The sequence below is a fragment of the Shuttleworthella sp. genome, assembly GCF_057251025.1.
This window is the reverse complement of the sequence record NZ_DBHIDN010000018.1, coordinates 1-18,345: the sequence shown is the minus strand read 5'-3', so window position 1 is coordinate 18,345 and position 18,345 is coordinate 1. Positions and strand designations below refer to the sequence as shown.

The following is an 18,345-nucleotide window of genomic DNA, read 5'->3' as shown; positions in this document are numbered from 1 at the left end:
ACAAGGAGAAAACTGTATGGCAGGGAAAAATGAAATTGTAGAGGCTGGTAAGGCAGAGTTGCTGAACATTTTTACAGAAGAGGAAGATAAAAAAGGAACCGATCTGCTTGCTATGTCCGATTTCTTTGAGGTGTTTATTGGCAAAATTGAGGCCGAGATGGGATCGGACACAGCTTGGAAGGCGTTCCATAACATTGAGGGATTTATTGGAGAAATAGCTACGGCAATCAAAGGCGGTTTTAATATATCCAAAATGGGTATGCTTGTTGCGGATTATTCTCATTTCAGTCAAGATATTATTGACGGGCTGAAAGAGGGAATTTATCATGTTGGGCAGTCCAGAGAGGTGGCGGGGAATCTGCGCCCAGCTATCTTAGACGAGAACGAGCATCTTGTGAAATTCTTCACTCTGAAGAAAGCGGTTAATCCCTCAAGCGTTCTTTCAGATATCTCGACATTATCCATGCAGGTTTCTCTTCAACGGATATCCTCCCAGATTGAAGACATCGGCAGGGATGTAAAGGGAATGTTTGATTTTACCCGCCGCGAGGCTTTAAGCAATAAGTTCATTTGTGCACGGGATAAAATAATGCTGGCTGCCACGGCATCTGAAGAAGAGCGAGAACTTTATTTGAAAGAAGCAGACACGTATTTAATGGAAGGTCTCACTGCCCTTTATTCGGATGTTAATGCCCAGGTGAAGGCTTTGGCTGGTATCAAAGGACCATTTGCAAGTGTCAAGGCTATAGACTCAATTCTGTCGTATATCAATGAGGATATGCAGATGATTCCGCGGTATGTAGGGTTGCGGGTTTATCTGTTCAATTATCGCGGCAAAGCAGATGATGCAAATCGTATACTTGGAGAATATCGCTATCAGCTTCAGAAGTTGTTTGGACGAAAACTTGGTGATGGCAAATACACGGCATTGGAGTTGATCCATAAAAACTATCCCTATGATGAGGAGAATGTTGATTTCTGGCTTGAAAAGCCAAAGCAGATGCTCGGCGTAATTGATTCTTATGAAACCATGCCGGCACAAAAAACCAAAGATGTGTTTTACATAGATGTGGAGGGTTCTGAAGATGAGTAATGAAGAAAAAGAACGGCGTTGTAAATCCTGCGGGAAACTGCTCCTTGATGAGAAACTTCCTTTTTGCAGGAGATGTGTGCTTGAAGGAAGAAATAAAGCTGGTCAAGTCGGAGGCATCGTAGTCGGTGCGGCAACAACTGTACTTAGTGCGGTTGCTCTGATAAACAATAATTCAGGTGGTGGGAATGATACTACAGCGTGAAACTCAATACCTTTTATGATTATTCCTCACACATTTTGATTTTGCCGATACCTTTTGATTTTTCTTTCGATTGGTTCAAATCACGGGTTCAGACCGGCTCACAGCTGCAAAGGCAAGGCCGCTGAAAAACTGAAAACGGGCATAAAAAAGAGGGCTTCCGGCGGAGCAAAACCGCTGACAGCCCTTGTTTGATTATTCCGGCCCCTTCGGAGCTATCTGTTCGGACTTTGAGAGCCACCATTCCGGAGAAGGAGCGCCACTGAAGTCTACGGATTGGATCCCGCACAAGCCAAGTAACAACGTAATGCAAGTTGGGGTGGCTCCATCAGTCCGGACAGGCGGCTCCGCCGCCCCGCAATATTCAATGCCATGCTTGAAAGCATCAAGGCAATCTTCCAGGCAACAGAAAAACAGCTCACCGTATTCATGAATGACTTCATCAACCGGCTTCCAGATTACATGCAGAAGCCTTTACTGGCGGCCAATAACGCATAATCAGGTATTTTTGTTGGTCAAACTATTGAGTTTTCAAGGATCAAGCCCACTTTTGATGTGGGAAGTTTAAGTTAAGTATTTGAAATATGAACACGATGGCGGATTCTTGTTGAAACATCAGTATATAAATCCACATTAAACTCTTCTGCCACTTCAAAAGTTACAAATATACAATATGGTATTTCATCTTTCTTAAGTTTAATTGCTTCCTCTCTACAATTTACTTTTATGATAAGGTCATCATCATTCCAGACGATTGGGTTTTCTCCAATAAAAATCTCATGTTGTAATGAACCTTTACGAACTGCCTGCCATTCTGTATTTTGCCTCTCTGGAACAAGCCCCTTTCCACCATCATCAATATTAAACCATAGTTGTGCGCCTCGATATGTTTGCTTATTTGGTACAACAGGAGAAAAATAGGCCAATGTAACAGTCAGTTTCCGTCTCATTAGATGAGACGAAAAGTCTACAGGAAGCGGGAGTCTAAAGATATCTCCTTCGTCTTTCTTTAATGCTCCAAGCCCAATAAGAGTTATACGTTCTTTAGTGCACTCTATAACACGACTTATATTAGGGATACCGTTTCCAAGCCATTTACTTAATTGCTTTGAGGAGGTTTCCATTGATGAAGCAAGTTTATCAGCAATAGATTCCCATGATGCACCATGTGTGAGCATAGCTTTCAAAAGAATTGCAGTAGAATCTACTGGCATTTTGACACCTGTTTCGTCAAGAAATACCTGATTAAGTACATCATGGCATTTTGCCCCTTCATGTGTTATTTGAGCAGCAGCATCGCTCGTTCCAAAAGAAAAAGCACAACCATCTGTATCACCCGTTCCATATGGAGCCGCCGATAAACATCCTGGCTCACGTGAAGATTCTACCCAATTAATTTTACCGTCAAGTCTTCCTCTAATAAACTTTCTACCACCATAATAAAACAAGTCTGGAGTAATGATAGAACGATAGCCTTTTCCAATTGCAGATATGGGCGATGGAAGCCCTCTGTCAACGGCCCAAATAAAACGATCGGTTTCATTTGCATCAGTGAAATCATCATACAAAGCACCGATTGTAAGTCCATTCAAGCTTTCAGATGGTGCCAATATTTTAAGGTTGCGTTGATTATCTTTTATAGCTGAACCAAAAATATTACTTCTTTGTGTTATGTCTAGAGATTTTAGTTCGTCGAACGGTTTATCTATAAAGTTTACAATCTCCGGGTGGTTGCCAGCACTTATGATAAATAAAATCTTATATTTATAGGCAAGAAAATCGAGCAGTCGGGCGGTCGGGCTCATTGTAGCTGCCAACTGTCGCACAGGGTCTCCAATAGACAAATTTATTACTTTAGTGTTGGGTGCCGTTGCGCTCTCTTGACCATCTCCTTCCATCATTCTCTTTACAGCTCGATGAAGAACATCAATAAACATGCTATCATCAGGAACGCCTTCTATTACCTTATCGAAGCCGTTTTGTTTCGGTCGTAGAACAGGTCGCACATAAACAGGACTACTGATAGGAGTGTCATTCCTTTTAATGTCGCCATAAATTGCCAGGGAAACCATTGATGTACCATGAACACGATATTTACTTTCATACTCTGCCGCATAGTCATCAGGATCATCAATGATAACTCGTCCACGAAGCAGACGATGATTCTGCATTGGCATACCATCGAAAACAGCAACCACAGCATCACCTATCGGTAATGATGTTTCTTCAGTAGAATTATATACTTCTGAATCCGTTGTGGAAACAAATACAGACTGACAAACAGGGCGAAAGAACATGATATCATCAACTTGTGATAATTCGATTTCTTCATATCGATTAACTAAGCTCTCGATAGAAGTTCTTGGTAGTTCAACTAACATACCATGGTAAAATATTTCACCTATTACACATTCCTGAATCACATGTCCTTCTAACGATTGAATTTCACGGCGAATTGATTCAACAGAATTACTTCTTTTTGCTGCATCACTTCTAAAGAACAGTTCTATTTCAAATGGAACAGGAGAATTACCATCAATTTCCAGCGATTCACGCCAATATTCTAAAGCGTGTGTTTCTTCAATTCTATCCCTTGCATCCCATTTCCTTAAATCCTTTATATGGGTAAAAATATCACGGAGTCCTGCAAAGCCACGTTTGAATACATCTGTTTCTCCATTTTGATATCTTTGCCACAATGATAATAATTGCAACATCGTCTGTTGATTAGACATTACGCAATATAGTTTCCCGTTTAGTGGAGTATTAAGTTTTTCATTAGAGGTGTTGTCAACTTGGTAAAAATCATCATCCGGATCAAATGGTTCAGTTTCGCTGTCAAATATCCATTCAAAACCATCCGTATTTTTCACTGCCGTATAGAAATTATCAACAGTTCCGATTATTTCAAAAACCAAAGCAAATTCAGGGTTAATCCCAGTGGGAGATTGCTGAATTTTTAATGCCTTCTGTTCAAAAGCAGTTTTGAGTAAAGTAAAAGATGGTTGTAGCCGAGTGAACTGCTTTCCAAAAGATGGCCTTACTGTCTTTGTAAATACGGAAGGTTTGTGTTCACGATCTGCTCTCTCTGGAGACGGAAATAATATTAAAGGTCTGTCTGGCATGTTCCTACTCCTTCCTGGTCTTTATGTGCAATGATTACTTGAGATTGCCAACTACGAATGGCTCTCTCAGTAATTTCTTTCGCATTATCATTCGGCAGACTTAAAATATATTGTCTATAAACTGATAATGCAAATTCCTCCGCTTCTGCATAACTTATGCCTAATGTTTTTTTCGCAAGTGTGCTTGGTTGCAAACCGAACTTAAAATTTTTTTCCTTTTCAAAGAAACGATAATATTCTTCTAGATTGTTTCGAGTTGGTTTTGGTATTTCTATTCTGATTTGGAATCTACGCCATGCTGCTTTATCAAGCAAAGTATCATGATTTGTAGCAGCAATAACGATAACATAACTTGGAAGTGCATCAATCTGCATCAATAAAGAACTCACTACACGTTTAATTTCACCAGTTTCATGAGTGTCGCCACGTTCTTTCCCCAATGTTTCAAACTCATCAAAAAATAAAACACATTCTCTTGTTTTCACATAATCAAATAGCCTTGACAGTCGGGATGCAGTTTCACCAAGATAGGAACCTATAATATTTTCATACCTTACTGTAAGAAGAGGTATCATCAATGCTTCAGATATTGCTTCTGCCAATGAGGTTTTTCCATTCCCTGGAGGACCAATTAAAAGAATTTTATTTCGTGGTTCTATGCCGTATGATTGTAATAGATCAGAACGATTTTGTTCTGTTATCAAGTCTTGACAGATTGATTTAATATTGTTTGGAAGAATTAAGTGATCTAATCTCTTTTGAGGAGTCTTTACTAAAAAAAGACTTTGCTCGCTTGTTCCACCGCGGGTGATTGTTGGTGAAATTACATTATCTTTCGTGATAGACTTGTGTGAATTTTTTAATAATTCGTCAATTTTTGCTGCAAGTACTGTATGCTGCTTTGAACGTTCTTCAGCACATAACGCTTCGGTAGCTTTTCTAAAGTGTACAGAATCATTTATCAAACCATATTTTATTAACTCGCATAGCAAATCTGCTCTTGCCATAATTTTTTACCTCCTAAATTTTCAATGATAAATGGCAAGCAATTCTATAATAACCCATCCGGAATATCGATGAAATTATTTTCACAAAAATCAAAAAAACTTTTTACTGCTAGATTACTTGGTGTAACATGACAGTTTTCCCAGCGGTTAATAGTTGAATAACTTACATTTATTGCACTAGCAAGCTGTTCCTGGCTTAAATCAAGGTTCTTTCGCACAAAAATAACAAACTCTGAAAATGTCATTATCATACCTCTTTCTCAATATAGCATATGCCATTATTTCTTTATATTATTATAGCATATGCTGTATAGGGCATTCTCAATTTTTTTTACAACTGATCAGGAATGTTTTTGTATAAGCCAGCTCAGCCATTCTCCGGCAGCTTCACGGACAGGTCTGTGTGGTATATTTCCCGGTCAGGGAGCTTCCCGCTGACCAGATAGTCCTGAAGAAGACCTATGGAGAGAGAGCCCTGTAGCTGGGGCTGCTGGGTGATTGTCGCGGTGATGAGGCCCCTGGATAGCATTTCTCTGGTGGAGGGGACAGCGTCAAAGCCGATCAGGAGGAAGGGGTCTCCCTTGCTGTTGCGAATACAGAGGTCGGAATCTTCAGGAGAGGACTGGATCTTGCGGGCGTGCAGAAGCCCCCGGCAGCCCCCATACATGCCGCTGGCCGTGTAATAGAGGCCGTCCAGGTCGGGATGTCTGGCGAGAAGCTGCGTCACAGCCTCATAGCTCTCATAGTCGTCATCATGCGCCTCGATGATTTCTGTGATATCGATTCTGGGGACCAGGTCTCGGATGTAGTCCGAAAAGCCCCGAATACGATCCTCGTGGCAGAGGATCTGGTGGGAGCCTGTGATAATGGCGAGCTTGAGTGGACGGCTGGCAAAGCGGTGGAAGAGGGCGGCCGCCGTCCTCCCGCAGGCATAGAAATCAGATCCCACATAGGCGATTCGCCTGGACTCTGGGATGTCGGTGTTGGTGGTCACCACAGGGATGCCGCTCTCCCAGAGCAGGTCAATCTTGGCGCGGACGCGGTCGTCATTGTAGGGGGAGAGGACAAGCCCATGAATCCCCTCATCGGATAGCTGGTCGATGGCGTCCAATTCCTCTTTCAGTCCGTAGGGGATCCACCTTGTGATCAGACGAATCCCGTAAATGCCCAGGTCTGTGAGCTTGCTCTCGACCCCGGTGATCACATCGTCGAAGAAGGCATTGCCCGCCCCGAAGAGAATGACGCCGATGGACAGGCGCTTCTTCTGGGCGGACAGGGCAATGCCGGCCTTATTTGGCTTGTAGTCAAGCATCTCTATTATCTCAAGAACTCTTTTCTTCGTCTGTGGACTGACCCCCTCCCGCTGGTTCAGAACCCGGTCGACCGTGCCGCGAGAGACCCCTGCGAGCTTTGCAATTTCCTTCATCGTGGCCATCTGCCCCACCTCTTTCTCCTGTCCTTGCGGCCGGTCGTCTCCTCCCGGTCATTCCCTTCAGGCCTTTCGTCCCTGTCCACCCGTGCGCCGTGCTTTTGCGTGCATTATTGCACGGGAACAGAGAGAAGTCAATGCGTGCACAAGCACGCATCTTCTTGGTCCAAGAGATCTTGGGCAATATGTGAGAAAAAATCCAAGAATATTGGCAAAAAAGTTCATTGTAGATTCCAAACAGGACGCATATGATAGGAATAGGACGTGCACGTGCACGAACAGGAAACGCCGTGTTTCCCACCGGATGTCATAGCCTTGTAAAGTTTCAGAGAGGATTGGAATCAATGTATTACATTGGAATTGATCTGGGGACTTCTGCGGTCAAGCTCCTTCTCATGGACGGGGAGGGGAACATTCGAAATATGGTGTCCAGGGAATATCCGATATCTTTCCCCCATCCCACCTGGGCAGAGCAGGAGCCGGAGGACTGGTGGACACAGACTAAGGAGGGCCTGGATGATCTTTTGAGCGGCATCGACAGGAAGCTGGTGGCCGGAATCAGCTTCGGCGGGCAGATGCACGGGCTTGTGATCTTAGACCAGGAGGATGCGGTCATCCGCCCGGCGATCCTGTGGAATGATTCCAGGACTGCGGAGGAGACAGACTATCTCAATGAGAAGATCGGCAGAGATTTCCTGTCGAGACACACAGGGAATATTGCCTTTACAGGATTTACCGCGCCGAAGATCCTCTGGCTCAAGGCCCATGAACCGGGGCACTTCGCCAGGATTCGAAAGATCATGCTTCCAAAGGACTATCTGGCCTATCGAATGACCGGCGTTTATGCGACGGATTTCTCGGATGCCTCAGGGACCCTTCTCCTGGATGTACAGGGGAGGACCTGGTCCAAGGAGATGCTTGCCATTTGCGGAGTCACAGAGGACATGCTTCCGGGCCTGTACAGGTCTTGCGATTGCATCGGGAGTCTTACGGCGCAGGCGGCGGAGGAACTGGGCCTGCCCTGCGAGGTCAAGGTGGCGGCAGGGGCAGGTGACAATGCTGCCGCTGCAGTTGCAACCGGGACGGTGGCTGAGGGAGGGTGCAATCTCTCAATAGGAACTTCCGGCACCCTCCTGATTGCCTCCGATCACTTTCGTGTTGATGCGGACAACGCCCTTCACTCCTTCTGCGATGCGGGGGACAAGTACCATCTGATGGGCTGCATGCTCTCGGCCGCCTCCTGCAATCAGTGGTGGATGGAGAAGATCCTGTCGGAGAGGGACTATGCCCGGGCGCAAAGCCGGATTGACGAGCGTGGGCTGGGAAGAAATCAGGTCTTCTTCCTGCCCTATCTGATGGGGGAGCGGTCCCCTCTCAATGACCCCTATGCCAGGGCCTGTTTTCTGGGGATGACAATGGACACCGGTCGGGAGGAGCTGACACAGGCAGTCATGGAGGGGGTGGCTTTCGCCTGCCGGGATATGCTGGAGGTCGCCAGAGGTCAGGGGATTGTAATCAACCGGTCCAGGCTGGTGGGAGGAGGGGCCAGGTCCTCTCTCTGGCAGAAGATTCTGGCGAACGTGCTCGGCATCGAGCTGGAACTCCCGGAGACGGAGGAGGGGCCCTCGCTCGGGGCGGCAATCCTGGCGGCTGTCGCCTGCGGAGCATATGCAGATCTCAATGAGGCGGTCCGGGCCCTTGTCCGGGTCAAGAAGACCATTGCGCCGGACCCGGTCCTAACGCAGCGATACCAGGAGAGATATGAGAAGTTCTCGAAGCTCTATCCGGCCCTGCGGGAGGTCTTTCGAGCGCTCGCAGAATGAGATCGCATGCAGGACGGGAGGACGGATGGGCGAGGAAGGCATCAGAAGGGAATCAGGAAGGCATCAGAAGGGCATCAGGAGGGCAAAGGAGAGAATGAGATGACAGGAGAGAAGATGATGATGAACAATATTCCCAGAATCAAGCTGGGGCTGGTGGCGGTCAGCCGGGACTGTTTTCCGGCTCCCCTGGCGGTAAATCGCCGCAGAGCTGTCGTCACGGCTTATGCGGCAAGCTATGATGCCGAGGACATTTATGAGTGCCCCGTTACGGTCGTGGAGTCCGAACTCGACATGGTTCATGCTCTGGACGATATTAGAAAGAAGGGCTGTAATGCCCTCTGCATCTACCTGGGTAATTTTGGGCCGGAGATTGCAGAGACCCTGCTTGCTGTGCATTTTGACGGCCCGGTGATGTTCTGTGCGGCGGCAGAGGAATCACAGGACCGATTGATGGAGTCCGGACGGGGCGATGCCTATTGCGGGATGCTGAATGCGTCCTATAATCTCGCTCTGCGAAACTGCAGGGCCTATATTCCCGACGAACCCGTGGGCGATGCTGACGACTGCGCTGCCATGATCCATGACTTTCTGCCCATAGCCCGCGTCAAGTATGGGTTAGAGCATCTGAAGATCATCTCTTTCGGACCAAGGCCGGCGAACTTCCTGGCCTGCAATGCGCCCATTAAGCAGCTATACAATCTGGGCGTTGAGATCGAGGAGGAGTCGGAGCTGGATCTCTATGAGGCTTTCCTGAGACATGAGGGGGACGAGCGCATTGGCTCTGTATCCTGTGATATGGCAAGAGAGATGGGCTATGAGTCCGGCAAGGAGCCGGAGATGCTGTCTAAGCTGGCACAGTACGAACTGACGCTCTTAGATTGGATCGATGACCACAGGGGATACCGGGAATTTGTGGCTCTGACTACGAAATGCTGGCCAGCCTTTCAGGATATGTTTCATTTCGTACCCTGCTATGTGAACAGTCGTCTGATGAGGCGGGGAATCCCCGTTTCCTGCGAGGTGGACATATACGGCAGTTTGTCCGAGTACATAGGTCTCTGCGTCAGTCAAGAGGAAGTGACTCTCCTGGACATCAATAACTCTGTTCCGAAGGATATGTACAGGGAGTCCATTGAGGGGAAATTCGACTACCGGCCCAGTGATAGCTTCATGGGCTTCCACTGCGGGAATACCTGCTCGACCAGAATCCTGCAACCGCATTTGTCCTATCAGAGAATTATGGCATCTACGCATCCCAAGGAGTGGTGCGTCGGCACAATAGAGGGAGATATCAGGCCGGGCGATATCAGCTTCTATCGCCTGCAGGCGACGGCAGATAATAAGCTCAGGGCCTATGTGGCAGAGGGAGAGATACTCCCTGTGCCGAGTCGGTCCTTCGGAGGGATCGGTGTATTCGCCATTCGGGAGATGGGACGCTTCTATCGGAATGTCCTGATCGAGAAGAACTATCCCCATCACGGGGCGGTCGTATTCGGGCATTACGGAAGACAGCTCTTTGCAGCACTCCGCTATCTCGGAGTCCATGCGGAAGACCTGGATTATAACCATCCGGCGGAACTGCCTTATCCGGGGGAGAATCCATTCGCCCGCGACCGGAATCTGCAGTAAAATAAAGGCAGGAAATATAGACGGGAAACATGCAAGTGGATTCGAGCCTGAAGAAACACATGCAAAAGGAGGGGATATGAAGTTCTTTATTGACACAGCCAACGTAGAAGAGATCATCAGAGCCAATGAGATGGGGATCATTCATGGGGTCACAACCAATCCCTCTCTAATCGCCAAGGAGAAAAGGGACTATGCGGAAACCCTGAGGGAGATCAGCGGGATTGTGGACGGGCCGATCTCCGGCGAGGTCAGGGCCACGACCAGGGACGCCCAGGGGATGATCTGCGAGGGAAGACAGATCGCTGCAATTCACAGGAATATGGTGGTCAAGATCCCTATGACGGCAGAGGGGCTGAAGGCCATCCGTGCCCTCTCTTCCGAGGGGATTAAGACCAACTGTACCCTGATCTTCACCGCCAACCAGGCCCTCCTGGCTGCCGAGGCCGGGGCAAGCTATGTCTCCCCCTTCGTGGGAAGGCTGGATGATATCTCAGAGCCGGGGATTTGTCTCATAGAGGATATAGAGACGATCTTCGGGAATTACGCTTACGAGACCGAGGTCATAGCGGCCTCGATCCGCACGCCCATGCATGTCAGAGATTGCGCCCTGGCCGGGGCGGATATCGCCACGGTCCCGTATAAGGTTCTGATGCAGATGATGAAGCACCCCCTGACAGACGCGGGGATTGAAAAGTTTGCCAGGGAATATGCGGAGGTCTTTGGAGAATAGGAAGCGGGCTTTGGAGAATAGGAAGCGGGCTTTGGAGAATAGGAGGGGTTTTGGGTCTTGGGAGAATAGAAGGGGCAGTTTGGCGGCAGCCTCCTCTTCATGGTAAAATAGAGAAATGAAGATGATCCATTGCTCAGACCTCCACCTGGATTCCAGGATGGAGACAAATTTAGACAGCGAGAAGGCCAGACTGCGCCGCGAGGAGTTGTTTGCCGCCTATGAGCGCATGGTGGACTATGCCGCCCGCGAGGGCGTCGGGGCCATTTTGATCGCCGGAGATATGTTCGACCGGCCGCATCTGTCCCGGTCCATTCGCAATCGGGCCCTGGAACCCATGAAGATGCACCCCGACATTGACTTTTTCTATCTGCGGGGCAACCACGACAATTCGGACTTCCTGGCGGGACTGGATGAAGAGGAGATCCCGGCCAATCTCAAGACCTTCTCCGATAAGGGCTGGCGGAGCTATGACTGCGGGGACCTGGTCATCACGGGAGCGGAGCTGTCAGCAGAGAACAGCGAGTCCCTGCCCCGAAGCCTGCATCTGGACCCGGACCGGGTCAATCTTGTCATGCTCCATGGGCAGGTCCGGGAGTATGCGGGGAATGATTCAGCGGAGGAAGTGGTCCTGCCGGCTTATCGGGGGAAGGGGATCGACTACCTGGCCCTGGGTCACATTCACAGCTTCCACCGGGAAAAGCTGGATGAGAGGGGGATCTTCTGCTACAGCGGTTGCCTGGAGGGCAGGGGCTTTGACGAGTGCGGCCCCAAGGGCTTTGTGCAAATCGATGTCACAGGGGGCCGGCTGACCAGCCGCTTCGTCCCCTTCGCAAGAAGGCAGCTGCAGGAGATCCAAGTGGAGCTTACTCCCGAGGACCGGATGCTCCAGGTCATGTCCAAGAGCGACAAGGCCCTGAGGGATATTTCGGGGGAGGACCTGATCAAGCTGGTCTTTACCGGCCACATCAGCATGGACCTGGAACTGGACACAGACCGGGTCTTGAGACGTTTTGTCAGTCGGTTCTTCTACATCAAGGTCTCTGATCAGACGAGAACGCAGATCGACTTTGAGGCCTATCTCAATGACCGGACGATCAAGGGGGAATTTGTCCGCCTCATAAGAGACAGTGACCTGTCTGATGAGGACAAGGAGCGGGTGACCCGCATCGGCATGCGGGCTTTGATCGGAGAGGAGTTGGAGGGATGAGGCTGATATCCTGCTATATTGCCGGATTCGGGACAATCCGGGATCAGAACTTCACATTCAAGCCGGGTCTCAATGCCATTCTGGAGGAGAATGGCTGGGGCAAGACGACGTTTTCCGTCTTCATCAAGTCCATGTTCTACGGTATGGAGTACAACAGGAGCACGAAGAACCTGATTGAGAGGCACAAATACGAGCCCTGGGACAAGGGAGCCTACGGAGGGTCTTTAGTCTTTGTGACAGGGGAGAGGCAGTATCGGATAGAGCGCAATTTCGGCCACACGAATAAGCAGGACTCCTTTCGCCTGATTGACCTGGCCACCAATCAGGAGTCGGATGACTTCTCGGACCAGGTCGGAGAGGAGCTCTTCTGTGTGGACAGGGAGTCCTTTGAGAAGTCGATTTTTATCCCGCAGAATGCTCTGGACACCGGGATTACAGATGCCATGAACGCCCGCATGGGCAAGGGAAACCGGATGAACCGGGAGGACGTCACGCATTTCGAGGATGCCATTAAGGGCATTGAAACGCAGATTCGGGATTACAACCGAAACAGTAAGACCAATACTGGCAAGCTGCGTCTTCTGGGGCAGAAGATCTCCGACAAACAGGAAGCGGCTGACCGGATTGAAGCGACCCGGGAGGCTGCCCGCATGACCGAGGCAGACCTGGTCTGTAAGAGGGAGAGGCTGCACCGGTTGGAAGAGGAGAAGAAGGGCCTGAACGAGCGGATCTCAGAGCAGATCGGAAGAGAGCAGGCCCTGGGAGCCCTGCGCCAGAAGAGGCAGCAGCTGTCTGAGGACCGAAAGGAGATGGAGGAGTACCGGGCCTTCTTTGCCAAGGGACTTCCGGGGCCGGAGCAGATGGCGGAGATCACCGATGCGGACCATCAGCTGGCCGTGCGGGAGAAGGAGCTTGAGGAGTTGCGGGAGAAGATCCCCAAAGAGGCCTATGTCAAAGACTTAACGGATCTCTTTCGGGAGGAGATCCCGACCAGCGGTCAGTTCGCCGGCTGGGCCAAAGAGGCGGCCCATCTGAAGGACCTGCGCATGCAGCAGTCCTATGCCGTCATGCTCGAGGAAGAGCGGGAGCAATTGGCAGAGCTCAGGGCTTATTTCTCTGTCAAGAACCCAAGCCGCGAGGAGCTGGATCTGATCGCCGAGGAGATCAATCATCTCGCGGTCTATAACGGGCGGGTCAGTGAACTGACCAGGCAGACAGAGGAACTGGAGCAGAACAGGGCGGGCAAGATGCAAGCCCGTCGGTCGGAGTCCGGATTTGGCCTGAGTCTGATTACAGGGCTGATTGCCCTGGTCTTGCTCCTGGGCGGAGGGACTTTCCTGGGGCTCTATGTGTCTGACGGGGACTTCCTGCGCCTGGCTCTGGGCCTTGTCTTTGCTCTGGCGGCGGCTTTTGTCTTTGTCACCGGCATCGGGAGTCACAAGAGACACAAGCGGGCCTATCAGCAGATTCTGGAGGCTCTGGATGAGGAGATCCGGCAGGCAGAGAGAGAAAGAGAAGAGGCTGTCCGGATGCGGGATGCCTCCCGCAAGATCTGTATTGACTTCCTCGCGTCTTTTCCTGAGGAAGAGGGCAGTATGCAGCAGAATCTGACCAACATCCGAATTAAGAAGGAGAACTTCGACCGGTTACAGGTCGCAGAGGTCAAGATGATCAACAATTCCGCCGGAGCCGTAGATGAACTGGCCGCTTGTTCCATGCACCTGTACACCCAGCTCCAGCCCTATGCGGACGCCTATGAGATGGACCTCTACCACGAGTTCAATGAAGAGGCCCTTCTCCAGCGTCTGCAGGAGGACGCCCAGGCGTATCGGGAGTATATGACTTCCAAGGGGCAGGCAGAGACCTTAAATGATCAGGTGAGGGGCTGGCGCAAGGCGATCGGAGAATTCCTGGCCAGGTATCCGGTGACCGGGAACAGTCGTCAGGCCTGTATCGACCAGATCCGCCGCAATATGGACCGGCTGGCGGATCTCTCAGACCGGGTGAGGGAACTGCAAAGAGAATTGGCAGAAGAAGAGGAGACAGGCGCGGTCTCTGCCGAGGGGAAGTCCGTTGCAGAACTGCAGGAGGACGGGGAAGCCCTGGACGCGAAGATCGTCGGGCTGACACAGGAGGTCAGTGACACGCGGGACGCGTGGACGAAGCTGTTGGAGGAACTGCAGGAGTACGAGGAAGCCAGGGACGAGCTCAAGGAGCTGCGGAGGCAGGAAGCCGACATGCAGGATACGGTCCGCATTCTGGAGCTGACAAGAGACTATCTGATCCGGGCGAGGGAGTCCTACCTGGCCCGCTATATGGGCCCCCTGCAGAGCAACATGCAGTCCTATCTGGAGATTCTTGGAGGAGACAGGATTCAGGATCGGCCGGAGACCTTCGTCCTGGATATTGATTTAAATCCCCGGCTCGTTTACAAGGAGCAGCAGAAACGGGGCGAATTCCTCTCTGCCGGCTATCACGACCTGATTGCCCTCGCCGTTCGCTTTGCCCTGGTAGACACCCTCTTCTCAAAGGACCAGCCGGTGGTGATTCTGGACGATCCCTTCAACAACCTCGATCAGGACAAGGTGAGGAGGGCTCTCGACTTTCTTGATCAGATCGCAGCCAGACGCCAGCTGATCTATCTGACCTGTCATCCCAGCCGTATGCCCGCAGAACATTGACAGGAGACCTGTCATCCCATACAATATGGAACGTGCGCAGCACAGGGCCCAGTTAGCTCAGTTGGTAGAGCAGCGGACTGAAAATCCGCGTGTCTCTGGTTCGATTCCGGAACTGGGCACATGCGGGTGTAGTTCAATGGTAGAACACCAGCCTTCCAAGCTGGATACGTGGGTTCGATTCCCATCACCCGCTCTCATGGCGTATCTTCTGACATCGGGAGATGCGCTTTTTTCTTGCAGGAGGTTTTATGAGTCGGGAGAAGAATGCGCCGATCGCTGTTTTTGACTCAGGAATGGGCGGAATCAGCGTCTTAAGGGAGCTGGTCAAGCTGATGCCGGGAGAGGATTTTCTCTATTTCGGAGACTCGAAGAACGCGCCTTATGGCACGCGGGAACTGCCGGAGATCCAGGAGTTGACCATCAGAAATATACAGGGACTGATGGATCGGGGCTGCAAGGCTGTGGCTGTCGCCTGCAATACGGCGACTTCTGCCGCGGTTCGCAAGCTAAGAGAGATGTACCCAAGCTTTCCTATTGTCGGGATTGAGCCGGCGGTCAAGCCCGCCTGCCTGGAGAATCCGGGGGGCAGAGTCCTGGTCATGGCGACGCCCATGACGGTCCGGCTGGGGAAGCTTCACCTCCTCTGTGACCGCTTCCGGCATGTGGCGGAGATCGAGACCCTGTCCTGCCCCGGTCTCATGGAATTCGTCGAAGAGGGGAGGGATCAGACCCCGGAGCTCATGCGGTTCTTAAAAAATATTCTTATACCCTATCGGGGCGTTGATGCCGTCGTCCTGGGCTGCACGCACTATCCCTTCGTGAGAAGGCAGGTCCAGGAGATCATGGGGCCCTCCACCAAGATCTATGACGGGGCGGCAGGAACAGCGAGAGAACTCTTAAGGAGAATCCGGGCAGAAGACCTGGAGACGGAGAAGAAGGAGGGGGGGACGGTCATCTTCGAGAACAGCGATCCGACCCGGGAGCGGCTGGATCGGATGGCAGGCCTCTTCCATCGGGAGGAGTAAGGGGACGGCTCCGGGGCCTGCCTCGGCAGCCTAGAGGAACCAGACTTCTTGCCTGCTGGTTGAGATGGCGTCTGCCCCGGCTGACAGGATCGAGAGGACATCCTCCTTGTCGGAGACAAGGCCCCCGCAGATCAGGGGAACTTTGATCCGGTTCTTGATCTTCGTGATCAGTTTGGGCATAGGACCCGGCAGGATTTCTACCACATCCGGCCTGGTGGACGGGAGCTGACGGAGAATAGCCTCATAGGCCATGGAGTCAATCAGGAAGAAGCGCATGACGGTCGCAAGCCCCAGTTCCCTGGCGTGGGCGATGAGATTGGCCTTGGTGGAGATGATGCCGTCCGCTTCCGTGTAGACTTTGATGAAGTCCACAGCGATCTCCCTGGACTGAAGGCCGTGGATCAGATCAATGTGGACCATGGCTATCTTGCCGGCCGCCTTGACCTGAGACACGATGCCGGGGATGCTGATCAAGTCCCCATAGAGAATGAAGACGATGGCAGTCTCTGTCTCAAGGCAGTGGGCCAGGCCGTCTTCATCCTTGACAGCGGCAATGACAGGCGAGGCCTCCAGGGCATTTGCAAATTCATGATTCATGGCAGGTCCCCTTTCAGAAGATGCTCCTGTATATTATATAGGATCGGAGGCAAAATGAAGATATTCGTTATTGAAGACGATACAGTTCTCCGCACGGAATTGATTAAGCTGCTGAACTCCTACGAGTACGAATGTGAATCCAGTGAGGACTGGCCGAATATTGTGCAGCTTGTACTGGAGGCAGATCCGGATCTGGTTCTTCTGGACATCAACCTGCCGTTCTTTGATGGATTTCACATCTGCCGCGAGATTCGCAGACAATCAACGGTTCCCATCATTGTCGTCACCAGCCGGAGCACGGATATGGATGAGCTGATGAGCATCAATCTTGGGGCGGATGATTTTGTCACGAAGCCCTATAATACGCAAATTCTGATCGCCCGGATCGCTGCGCTTCTAAAGCGCAGCGCGCAGGATAGCGGCTCAGAGACAATGGAGTATCGGGGGCTTCGTTTCCAGCAGGCCAAGGGAGTGATTTCCTATGGAGACAACAGGATCGACTTGACGAAGAATGAGATGAAGATCTTGTCGGTCCTCTTCCAAAATGCCGGGGAAATTGTCTCCCGCGATGAGCTGATGAATGCCCTGTGGCAGTCGGATGAATTTGTAGATGACAATACCTTGACCGTGAATGTAAATCGTCTGCGCAAGAAATGTGAGAGTATCGGGGCCAAGGGATTTATCACAACAAAGCGCGGGATGGGGTACCTGATATGAACATAGCAATGTTTATGAAGGACAAGTGGCTTTTGCTCCTGTCACAGACGGCAGTGATTCTGTTTCTGGCTGTGTTCTTGCGGGAAATGAAAGTCAATGATAACGCGAACATCCTTGTGTGCCTGTGCATTCTCTTGGTCACGATCAGTGCGCTCGTCTTGGAATATCATCAAAAAAACCGCTTCTACAGGCAACTTTATCAGGGTCTGCAGCGTCTGGATAAGAAATACTATATCTCCTCCATCGTTGGACAAGCGTGGTTTGCTGACGGCATCATTCTTACAGACGTACTGCAGGAGGCATCAAAGGCAATGGCGGATGAAGTGGCTTTCTATCGCCGGATGAATACGGAATACCGGGACTACATTGAGACATGGATTCACGAGATCAAGATTCCCATATCCTGCATAGATCTGATCTGCGGGAATCATAAGGGGGAATTGGCGACCGGTGTGATGGAGGAGCTTTCCAGAATCGATGCCTATGTGGAACAAGCGCTCTACTATGCGAGGAGTACCAATCTGGAAAAAGATTACATCATCCGGGAGATCGCCTTGGATGATCTGGTGAAAAAAGTTCTCAAAAAGTACGCGAAACAGCTTATTGCGGCAAAGACAGAACCTTCTTTTGAGAATCTGTCACAAAGGGTGTATGGAGACCCCAAATGGCTTGAGTTTATTCTGGGGCAGCTGATCAGCAACAGTATAAAATACAGGAAAAACGGACTGAAACTGACGTTTTCAGCGCGCGAAGAGAAGGACAGAGTGATCCTGTCTCTTAGGGACAACGGAAGCGGCATCGCAGAAAACGAAATAGCGCGTATATTTGACAAAGGATTCACGGGAACAAACGGGAGGGGTAAAGCCCGGTCTACCGGGATCGGTTTGTACTTATGCCGGAAACTCTGCGATAAGATGCACCTTTGCATTTATGCCACATCCGTTCCCGGACAGGGAACGACCATGCATATCGCGTTCCCGAGGGATTCCAGATTGCTTTTGGAGGATTGATCTTGTGTTCATAGGAGCGGGGCTGTGAAAAAACTCCCCTAATGAAAAGAGCGTTCTCGTGCACCAAAGGTGC

General features: G+C 50.4%; 15 protein-coding genes and 2 tRNA genes. 12 read left to right on the top strand and 5 right to left on the bottom strand.

Going from position 1 to position 18,345, the window contains the following annotated elements:
* The first annotated feature begins 16 nt into the window (after nt 1-16).
* Nucleotides 17-1,093, top strand: a complete 1,077-nt coding sequence (locus ACO5R6_RS05610; protein ID WP_485626207.1) for a hypothetical protein — start codon at nt 17-19, stop codon at nt 1,091-1,093.
* On the top strand, nt 1,086-1,295 hold the full coding sequence (locus ACO5R6_RS05605) for a hypothetical protein (RefSeq protein ID WP_485626206.1): 210 nt from the start codon (nt 1,086-1,088) through the stop codon (nt 1,293-1,295). The genes ACO5R6_RS05610 and ACO5R6_RS05605 overlap by 8 nt, the downstream gene beginning before the upstream one ends.
* Nucleotides 1,296-1,861: 566 nt before the next feature.
* On the opposite strand, the gene ACO5R6_RS05600 is transcribed toward ACO5R6_RS05605, so the two are convergent.
* The 4 genes from ACO5R6_RS05600 to ACO5R6_RS05585 form a co-directional block, all read right to left on the bottom strand.
* On the bottom strand, nt 1,862-4,417 hold the full coding sequence (locus ACO5R6_RS05600) for a S8 family peptidase (protein WP_485626205.1): 2,556 nt from the start codon (nt 4,415-4,417) through the stop codon (nt 1,862-1,864).
* On the bottom strand, nt 4,399-5,424 hold the full coding sequence (locus ACO5R6_RS05595; RefSeq protein ID WP_485626204.1) for an AAA family ATPase: 1,026 nt from the start codon (nt 5,422-5,424) through the stop codon (nt 4,399-4,401). The genes ACO5R6_RS05600 and ACO5R6_RS05595 overlap by 19 nt, the downstream gene beginning before the upstream one ends.
* Nucleotides 5,425-5,468: 44 nt before the next feature.
* A complete protein-coding gene (locus tag ACO5R6_RS05590; protein ID WP_008522391.1) occupies nt 5,469-5,669 on the bottom strand; it encodes a helix-turn-helix transcriptional regulator in 201 nt (66 codons plus the stop codon).
* Between the two features lie 122 nt (nt 5,670-5,791).
* On the bottom strand, nt 5,792-6,859 hold the full coding sequence (locus ACO5R6_RS05585) for a LacI family DNA-binding transcriptional regulator (RefSeq protein ID WP_485626203.1): 1,068 nt from the start codon (nt 6,857-6,859) through the stop codon (nt 5,792-5,794).
* Between the two features lie 338 nt (nt 6,860-7,197).
* On the opposite strand from ACO5R6_RS05585, the gene xylB reads away from it, so the two are divergent.
* The 8 genes from xylB to murI all read left to right on the top strand — a co-directional run bounded on the left by xylB (nt 7,198) and on the right by murI (nt 15,948).
* Nucleotides 7,198-8,676, top strand: a complete 1,479-nt coding sequence (gene xylB / locus ACO5R6_RS05580) for a xylulokinase (protein ID WP_485626202.1) — start codon at nt 7,198-7,200, stop codon at nt 8,674-8,676.
* Between the two features lie 120 nt (nt 8,677-8,796).
* Entirely contained in the window at nt 8,797-10,305 is a 1,509-nt protein-coding gene (locus ACO5R6_RS05575; protein WP_485626223.1) for an L-fucose/L-arabinose isomerase family protein, read from the top strand.
* 76 nt (nt 10,306-10,381) lie between these two features.
* Nucleotides 10,382-11,035 carry a fructose-6-phosphate aldolase gene (gene fsa / locus ACO5R6_RS05570; protein ID WP_485626201.1) on the top strand — a complete coding sequence of 218 codons (654 nt, stop codon included), beginning with the start codon at nt 10,382-10,384 and terminating at the stop codon, nt 11,033-11,035.
* Between the two features lie 115 nt (nt 11,036-11,150).
* Nucleotides 11,151-12,242 carry a metallophosphoesterase family protein gene (locus tag ACO5R6_RS05565; RefSeq protein WP_485626200.1) on the top strand — a complete coding sequence of 364 codons (1,092 nt, stop codon included), beginning with the start codon at nt 11,151-11,153 and terminating at the stop codon, nt 12,240-12,242.
* The gene (locus ACO5R6_RS05560; RefSeq protein ID WP_485626199.1) at nt 12,239-14,923 is read left to right on the top strand and encodes a hypothetical protein; all 2,685 of its coding nucleotides are present in this window, start codon (nt 12,239-12,241) and stop codon (nt 14,921-14,923) included. Before ACO5R6_RS05565 ends, ACO5R6_RS05560 begins: the two co-directional genes overlap by 4 nt.
* Nucleotides 14,924-14,969: 46 nt before the next feature.
* Nucleotides 14,970-15,042 (top strand) — tRNA-Phe (locus ACO5R6_RS05555).
* Nucleotides 15,043-15,045: 3 nt separating this feature from the next.
* Nucleotides 15,046-15,116: transfer RNA gene (locus ACO5R6_RS05550), tRNA-Gly, on the top strand.
* A gap of 55 nt (nt 15,117-15,171) precedes the next feature.
* A complete protein-coding gene (gene murI / locus ACO5R6_RS05545; RefSeq protein WP_485626198.1) occupies nt 15,172-15,948 on the top strand; it encodes a glutamate racemase in 777 nt (258 codons plus the stop codon).
* A 30-nt stretch (nt 15,949-15,978) separates the two neighbouring features.
* Here murI and ACO5R6_RS05540 read toward each other — a convergent pair whose 3' ends face one another.
* On the bottom strand, nt 15,979-16,545 hold the full coding sequence (locus ACO5R6_RS05540; protein WP_485626197.1) for a glycerol-3-phosphate responsive antiterminator: 567 nt from the start codon (nt 16,543-16,545) through the stop codon (nt 15,979-15,981).
* 54 nt (nt 16,546-16,599) lie between these two features.
* Between ACO5R6_RS05540 and ACO5R6_RS05535 the strand changes: the two genes are divergently transcribed.
* Together ACO5R6_RS05535 and ACO5R6_RS05530 are read left to right on the top strand one after the other, a co-directional pair.
* The gene (locus ACO5R6_RS05535) at nt 16,600-17,262 is read left to right on the top strand and encodes a response regulator transcription factor (protein WP_485626196.1); all 663 of its coding nucleotides are present in this window, start codon (nt 16,600-16,602) and stop codon (nt 17,260-17,262) included.
* On the top strand, nt 17,259-18,272 hold the full coding sequence (locus ACO5R6_RS05530) for a sensor histidine kinase (RefSeq protein ID WP_485626195.1): 1,014 nt from the start codon (nt 17,259-17,261) through the stop codon (nt 18,270-18,272). The genes ACO5R6_RS05535 and ACO5R6_RS05530 overlap by 4 nt, the downstream gene beginning before the upstream one ends.
* Nucleotides 18,273-18,345: the final 73 nt, after the last annotated feature.